The following is a 4,054-nucleotide window of genomic DNA, read 5'->3' on the forward strand; positions in this document are numbered from 1 at the left end:
GTTGTCGAGTCGAGGATCAGGCAGCACATCGGGGGTCATTGCCGGTGTCAACCACGTTGCCGCCAACGGGAGCGTCGGAGACGTCGCGAACATGAGCCTGGGCGGCGGCGTCTCGACGGCACTCGACGACGCAGTTGCGGCAGCGGCCGGAGGCGTCAGGTTTGTCCTGGCCGCTGGAAATGAATCCGACAACGCCAACAACCACTCGCCAGCGCGCGTGAACGGGAATGGCATCTACACAATCTCAGCCATTGACAGCGCCGACCGCTTTGCCTGGTTCTCGAATTACGGGAATCCCCCTGTTGACTACGCGGCACCGGGAGTGAGCATCGAGTCGACCTGGAAGAATGGCGGCTACAATACCATCAGCGGGACGTCGATGGCGGCTCCGCACGTGGCGGGAATTTTGCTCCTCCCCGGTGGCATTTCCGTTGACGGAACGGTGAATGGCGACCGGGACAGTACCGCCGACGAAATCGCCGTGAACTGAGAAGCTCCTCGACGAGAGATCGCGTTGAGTAAAAAAGGCCCGTGAGCAGGACGCTCACGGGCCTTGTTCTTTATCCGGAAAGGTGGATTCTACTTAACGAACAGAATCTCCGTGTAGGTCGGCAGCGGCCAGGTGTCGTGCGGAATGACACGCTCCAGACGGTCCGAAGCGTCGCGCACAGCGGACATGGCCGGAATTACGTCGTTCAGCATGAAGCGAGCGTGCCCCAGGGCGTTGTCGCCACCTGTGTTGAGGTTCGCATTCTTCAGGTTCTCCAACGACGTGTAGAGATTATCGACTAGATCCCCTACCTCCGCTGCAGTGTTCTGGACGCCGGACAGGTTCAGACCGGTGGCCGCGGCAGACGAGAGCGTTGACGTTAGCTCGTGCAGGTAGTCAATCGCTGCGGGGAGAATCATGGTCTTTGCCATGGATTGCGTCGTCTCCGCCTCGATGTTGATCGTTGTCGCGTACTGCTCGAGCCAGATCTCGTGGCGGCTGTGCAGCTCCGTGGGCGTTAGAACGCCGTAGCGATCAAAGAGCGCGACGTTCTTGTCGTCTACCATCCGCTCCAATGCGTCGACTGTAGTTCGGAGATTCAACAGACCGCGGCGCTCCGCTTCCTGGTGCCATTCGTCCGAGTAGTTATCGCCCCCAAATATGATCGGCTTCGAATCTTTGATGACGGTGCTGAGCACTTCGGCGACAGCATGCTCAAACAACTGTTTGTTTCTCTTCTTGCCGGCGAGCTTCTCCTCAAGCATGTCGCTCATTGCGTCGAGCGACTCCGACACGATCAGGTTCAGCACAACGTTCGGAATCGATACGGACTGGGCAGAACCCACTGCGCGGAATTCGAACTTGTTGCCCGTGAAGGCGAACGGCGATGTACGATTGCGGTCGCCTGCATGCCGCGGCAGATGCGGCAGAGCCGGCACCCCGAGTCCGAGCAAACCGCCCTGCTTGCTCGATTTCGCTACGCCTTCGACGATCTGATCGAAGACATCTTCCAGTTGTTCGCCGAGGAATACGCTCATGATGGCGGGCGGCGCCTCGTTAGCTCCGAGCCTGTGGTCGTTGCCCGCAGAGGCGACGGCTCCCCGCAGCAGATCCTGATGATGATGTACCGCACGCAGGACGGCGGCACAGAAGAACAGAAATTGAATGTTGTCGTGCGGATTATCACCCGGATCGAGCAGGTTCATGCCCGTGTCGGTACTGATCGACCAGTTGTTGTGCTTACCAGAACCGTTGACACCCTCGAACGGCTTTTCGTGAAGCAGGCAAACGAGTCCGTAGTTCCGGGCAACGCGCTGCAATGTCAGCATCGTGAGCTGCTGATGGTCGGCCGCGATGTTCGATGTCTCGAAGATGGGTGCGATCTCGTATTGACCCGGCGCTACCTCATTGTGCCGCGTCTTGACAGGCACGCCAAGTCTATATAGCTCCTTCTCGACTTCCAGCATGTACGCCAGAATGCGGTCCGGTATGGAACCGAAGTAGTGGTCGTCGAGCTCCTGTCCTTTCGCCGGCTTCGCACCGAATAGCGTTCGTCCGGTGTTGATCAGGTCGGGGCGACGGTAGAAGTACTCTTCATCGATCAGGAAGTACTCCTGCTCATTACCCACCGTCGACGTCACGCTGTGAACGCCACGAACCGCGAAGAGCTTGAGCACGCGCCGGGCCGACTTGTCGATCGCTTGCATCGAGCGGAGCAGCGGGATCTTGTGATCGAGCGCTTCTCCGGTCCACGATGCGAAGGCGGTCGGGATGGCGAGGTAGGAACCGTTCTGATTCTCGATGACAAACGCCGGGGAGGTCGGATCCCATGCTGTATAGCCGCGCGCCTCGAACGTCGCCCGCACGCCGCCTGACGGAAAGCTCGACGCGTCGGGCTCACCCTGAATTAGATCCTTGCCGGAGAACTGTGCGATTGCGCCGCCACCCTTGTTCGGGGTGATGAAGCTATCGTGCTTCTCAGCCGTAGATCCGGTGAGCGGCTGAAACCAGTGGGTATAGTGGGACACGCCTCGCTCGACGGCCCACTCTTTCATGGCGATCGCGACCGTGTCGGCGATCGTCGAGTCGATCGGTTCACCCTTCTCGATCGTAGCCAGAATGCTGGCGTAAATGCTCTCGGGAAGGCGGCTTTTCATTTCCTCCAGGCCGAAGGTGTTCTCGCCGAAGATGCGTTCGATGTCCATGGTCATCGCATTGATCTTCCCGTTCGAGACATACTTCGTTGCGGCGATGACGTTGTAATCAGATGATTGCTTGCTCATTGGATGAGAGAGGGTTGGAGTGTGTTGATTTAGATTCTGTGGATGTCAGAACAGATCGGCCAGGCGGGCGCTGAGCTACAGCGTCATGGCCTCGACCGGAAGCGTGGTCGTTTCCTTCTGACTGCTAAGCACGATGCTTGTCGTGGTCCCGTGGACACCGGGAAGCGCCTGGAGTCGGGACAGCAGGGCTTCGAGTGTCGTCGTGTTCTTCGTGCGGATTTTCATGATGTGGGAGCCGTCTCCCGTGACCGAGTGCAATTCCTGTACTTCCGCCATTTTGGTTACGGCATCGACAAACCCTGCGTAGTTCTCCGAGCCGTCGATACGCACTCGGACAAATGCCGTGATGTCGAAGTGAAGGCGCTTCGGGCTGAGGTTCGCGCTGAATCCGATGAGGACGCCGCGCTCTTCCAGTTTTCTCATACGATCACTGACGGTCGGCACCGACAGGCCCACGTCTTCGGCGATTCGGCTCCGTTTCATTCTGCCGTGCGCCTGCAGAAGCTCCAGAATGCGGGCGTCTATGTCGTCAATTCTTTCCATTCGAGGTGCCTGGCAAGCCAATTCGGTTTGTTTTTCAGGATGTAACGACAGAAAATACCCGGATCGTCACGCCACATCAATGGACAGCCTAAAAAATTAATGTGAAATATGCTTGTGGCGATGTGAAACGTCGGATCTGATGCGTGATCGCTGTTTTTGCCTCAGGCGTGTGGCGGGAAGAACGATTTGACGGCGGAACCCCATGCCGCGCCAGGTGCCTGTCGTTTCGGGCGAAAGAGAAAGTGGCCGACCTCGCGAGTAGCCGGGCATCAACCGGGTCGCAGGATACGTCCCCAATCACCCTGTCCGTGGTCGGGTGCTGTGGCATGTGCTCATGTGGGGCGAACGAGGCGCCAGCCGTCGGCGCCGGCGCCTCGACGTACCTGGCGCTGAGAACGCTCCGCTCAGTTCGTGCGGGCGCGAGGGAGGAGCCTCGCGAGACAGAGGATGCCGAACAGGAATTCAGGACACCGGCACGCGTCAACACGAACTCCCGTCATCCCGCATTGCACCCGTCATCCCGCACTGCACACTTCATCCCGCACTACCCCGTCATCCCGCGTTGCACACGTCATCCCGCACCAGATACGAGATCCATGGGAGTTTGAGCCAGCCAATATGCAACCGCAAAACCTTTGCGCGGCATTCGTAGTTTATCGGGGCTCGGGCCCGTAGCTCAGCGGTTAGAGCACCGGACTCATAATCCGTTGGTCGTAGGTTCAAATCCTACCGGGCCCAC

Annotated in this window: 3 protein-coding genes and 1 tRNA gene; 2 read left to right on the forward strand and 2 right to left on the reverse strand. The window is 58.8% G+C overall.

Annotated elements, in window-relative coordinates:
* Nucleotides 1–490 (forward strand): S8 family serine peptidase (locus HKN37_07055; protein ID NNE46402.1); only part of this gene is annotated, 490 nt, incomplete at its 5' end.
* Nucleotides 491–579: 89 nt separating this feature from the next.
* On the opposite strand, the gene HKN37_07060 is transcribed toward HKN37_07055, so the two are convergent.
* Both HKN37_07060 and HKN37_07065 read right to left on the reverse strand, forming a co-directional pair.
* A complete protein-coding gene (locus tag HKN37_07060; protein ID NNE46403.1) occupies nt 580–2,772 on the reverse strand; it encodes a glutamine synthetase type III in 2,193 nt (730 codons plus the stop codon).
* A gap of 75 nt (nt 2,773–2,847) precedes the next feature.
* Nucleotides 2,848–3,315, reverse strand: a complete 468-nt coding sequence (locus HKN37_07065) for an Lrp/AsnC family transcriptional regulator (GenBank protein ID NNE46404.1) — start codon at nt 3,313–3,315, stop codon at nt 2,848–2,850.
* 665 nt (nt 3,316–3,980) lie between these two features.
* Here HKN37_07065 and HKN37_07070 point away from each other — a divergent pair.
* Nucleotides 3,981–4,053 (forward strand) — tRNA-Ile (locus HKN37_07070).
* Nucleotide 4,054: the final 1 nt, after the last annotated feature.

It is taken from the genome of Rhodothermales bacterium (assembly GCA_013002345.1).
In the GTDB taxonomy this organism is placed as follows: Bacteria; Bacteroidota; Rhodothermia; order Rhodothermales; family JABDKH01; genus JABDKH01.

Coding starts and splice junctions, on each gene's coding strand:
- HKN37_07060 (NNE46403.1), bottom strand. CDS start 2,772: ATGAGCAAGCAATCATCTGATTACAACGTCATCGCCGCAACGAAGTAT.
- HKN37_07065 (NNE46404.1), bottom strand. CDS start 3,315: ATGGAAAGAATTGACGACATAGACGCCCGCATTCTGGAGCTTCTGCAG.